Source organism: uncultured Proteiniphilum sp., assembly GCF_937873925.1.
Lineage (GTDB): Bacteria > Bacteroidota > Bacteroidia > Bacteroidales > Dysgonomonadaceae > Proteiniphilum.
Genome location: NZ_CALNAT010000103.1, coordinates 1 through 3,896, shown reverse-complemented (window position 1 = coordinate 3,896; position 3,896 = coordinate 1). Strand labels below are relative to the sequence as shown.

General features: G+C 40.5%; 2 protein-coding genes. Both read left to right on the top strand.

The window, feature by feature from the left end; translation table 11 throughout:
• Positions 1-2,732: SusC/RagA family TonB-linked outer membrane protein (locus tag Q0502_RS07145; RefSeq protein ID WP_298648968.1), on the top strand; the 2,732-nt coding region annotated here is incomplete at its 5' end.
• 6 nt (positions 2,733-2,738) lie between these two features.
• Positions 2,739-3,896 (top strand): RagB/SusD family nutrient uptake outer membrane protein (locus tag Q0502_RS07140; RefSeq protein WP_298648965.1); only part of this gene is annotated, 1,158 nt, incomplete at its 3' end.

Below are 3,896 nucleotides of genomic sequence, written 5' to 3'. Positions count from 1 at the left end.
TGATTGGTTCAAAAGATCTGAGCCGATCCAAATCATCAACTGCCTCGGGAGCCTTGGTTGGAAAAATAGCTGGCATCAATTCACGTCAACAGGACGGACGACCAGGGGCAACCACCAATATTCAGATTCGTAATATGGGCGCACCGTTGTATGTGATTGACGGCATTCAATCGGATGCAGGACAGTTCAATAACATTGATTTTAATGATATTGAATCGATATCAGTGTTGAAAGATGCTTCTGCTGCGATTTACGGCGTTCGTGCCGCTAACGGTGTGATTGTGGTAACTACGAAAAAAGGGATGCGCAATTCTAAAAATACCGTGACTGTAAATAGTTATTACGGTTGGCAAAGTTTGTATGATTTTCCGAAACCGGCTACGGCTGAAACTTACATCAAAAACTATATTCAATCCCAAACTGTACAGGGTGCCACTAATTACCGCTATTCGAAAGAGGATTATGAAAAATGGCGGCAGGGAACTGAAAAAGGATACCAGCCTTTCGACTGGTATGATTATATTTGGGAAGTGTCACCCCAGACTTACGTCAATGCAAATGTCTCGGGAGGATCGGATAAAATTAACTACTATTTAAGTGTAGGTAACCTGAACCAAGATGCCATTATTGTCAATTATGGCGGTTTTACCCGTACCAACGTACAGATGAACATCAATGCCAATATCACTGATAAACTCAAAGTAGGTGGAGGTATGAACGGACGAATTGAGAAAAGAATAAATCCAGGTGTACCAGGAGGAGATGACTATTGGTTCCCCCGTTTTGGTACTTATCGTAACCTGCCTACCAGAAGACCGTTTGCTAATGACAATCCTTTATATCCGACGCTGACATCTACGGAAGCAGGTACTAACTTTGCATGGCTTACCTATGATCTCTCTGGTAAATATGAAGATACATGGCGTGTAGTACAACTTAATTTTGATGCGGAATATGAGATTATCGAAGGCTTGAGAGCTAAAGCGCTGGTGAGCTACTATCTAGCTAATCAGCGAATGGATAACCAGGAATATACCTACAAACTATATGGGTATGATGAAAATACTGATACCTATCCGGTTATTTTTGAAAACACAAATCCCTGGAGAGAACGAAGACAAGGCTATAACGAAGAGATTACGACTAATATCCAGTTGTCATATCAGAAGCAATCTGGAGAACACAATATTGCTGCTATATTGGGCGCAGAGACCATTAAAAGGGATACCCCGACTACTTGGGTGCATTCAATCCCTACCTCCAACGCTCTGCACCTGATCGATTATGAGACTATGGATACATATGATGATACTGGAAACAACACTCAAGCTCGCTTAGGTTATATGGGAAGAATCAATTACAACTATTCTAATAAATATTTATTGGAATTTTCGGGTCGGTATGACGGATCCTGGAAATTTCCTCCAAATCATAGATGGGGCTTTTTCCCTTCCGCTTCTGTAGGATGGCGCATATCAGAAGAGACTTTCTGGCAAGAAAGTAAAATGACCGAAATTTTCAGTGATTTAAAATTGAGATCATCGTATGGGCTTTTGGGAGATGATAATATTTCCGGATACAGTGCATTTGATTATTTAGGCGGCTATACCTATAAGAACGGTGGTTCGGTTATTGACGGAGAGTATACTATAGGAACTGTTCCCCGCGGACTTCCTGTTAACACTTTATCATGGATCAAGGCGAAAATATTGGATATCGGTATTGATGCCAGTTTCTTAAATAACAGGTTAGCAGGTTCATTAGATTATTTTGACCGACATAGAACGGGACTCCCTGCATCAAAGTATGATATTTTGCTGCCATCAGAAGTAGGTTTTAGTTTACCTCAGGAGAATCTGAATTCAGACAGACACAAGGGATATGATTTTATTCTGAAATGGAGTGATCAAGCAAAAGACCTTGCTTATTCCATCAGTGCCAATGCTACCTATTCCCGCTTTTACGACTGGGATCGATATAAACCACGTTTCAGCAATTCATGGAATGTATACAGAAATTCTATTGTGCATAGGTATGGTTATCTGAACTGGGGGCTTCAAGCCGACGGACAATTCCAAAGTTGGGAGGAGATCGCTACATGGCCCATTGATAATGACAGACAAGGGAATAAAACCTTGCGCCCGGGTGATGTGAAATACAAAGACATAAATGGTGACGGTGTTATCAATGGAATGGATGAAAGGCCAATAGGTTACAGACAGGATTCGACTCCTATTTTCAACTATGGTTTCAACTTTTCATTCCTTTGGAGAAATTTTGATATGGCATTCGATCTAACAGGTGGAGCTTTAAATACATGGTATCAGGAATGGGAACAGCGTAATCCTTTCCATGATGGTGGAAATAATCCGCAGTATTACATGGAAAACACTTGGTGCTTGGCTGACATCTGGGATGCGAACAGCGAACTAATTTCGGGTAAATATCCTATGTTGCTGATTGGTAATAGCAGCCACAGTAATTACTGGAACAGTACATTTTGGAAGAAAAACGTGAAATATCTGAAATTACGCAACATGGAGATTGGTTATACACTACCCAAATTTCTTGTTAACAAGGCATCCATTACTGATTTACGTTTTTATGTAGCTGGTCAGAATCTATTTGGTTTAACAAACCTTATTGGTGTTGATCCCGAAATAAACGATACAAATGGATTGGCTTATCCTACAATGCGAATTGTCAATGTTGGTGTAACTCTTAAATTCTAAAAAATTATGAAAATAAAAAAAATAATTATAGTACTTTCAGTAGCACTTTTTACCTGGAGTGGGTGTGCTGATTTTCTGGAAAGAGAACCTGATAAAATTTTGTCAGACGACCAGGTATTCGGCGATGCTGTCATGATCAAGTCGGTACTTGCTAATTTTTATGGCCGAATTACCTGGGGGCAACATATTGACGACTCATATTCCTATACAATCTTAGATGAAGCATCGAAATCAGATGGTGGTCCAGATAACCGTATGGGATTCGAAGATGACCGTTGGAGGGTTTACGATTACACTTTATTACGGAATCTGAACCAGTTTTTAAAAGGTGTACGTGAAACAAAAGTATTGGACGCCATTACTCAGAAACAGTTGGAGGGTGAGGCCCGTTTCATAAGAGCATGGCTGTATTTCAATATGTGTCGTAGTATGGGAGGAATGCCCATTGTGGGTGATGAAGTGTTTGAATATTCGCCTGGAATGGACATCACTTCAATTCAGTATGAGCGCTCAACAGAAGCCAAACTCTATGATTATATAATATCTGAATGTGATGTAATCAAGGATTTTCTACCTGTTAATCCGTCAGTAAACGCGGCAAGAGCAACCAAGTGGACAGTCTTGATGCTGAAAGCGCGTGCAGCCGTATATGCTGGATCTATTGCTAATTATAACAACAAGATGCCAGATCCGATTAAAACACAAGGAGGAGAAGTGGGAATTCCGGCTAATTTGGCACAAGGCTATTATCAGACAGCGCTATCTGCTGCTGAAGAGGTTATTAATAGTGGTAAATATGAGCTTCAACTGACAAAGCCGGATGACAGGGGACGTAATTTTTATGAAGCCCTTTCTGTGAAAGAAAATAACAAAGAAGTAATCTGGGCCAGAGATTATAAATATCCGGGTCAGACAAATGGTTTTACTCAGAGTAATATCCCGGCTTCGCATGCTGAAGATATAGACCGAGCTTATGCAGGCCCTATCTTAAATCTTGTTGAGGATTTCGAGTACATTAATGACCGCAATGGAGAAATTAAAACAAAAGATGCAAACGGAAATTACATTTTCTACGATAAAGCAGAGGACGCATTTGCAAACAAAGACCCAAGGCTTTGGGGAACAGTGATATACCCTGGGGCTGTTTTTAAATGCGTCCTCTGC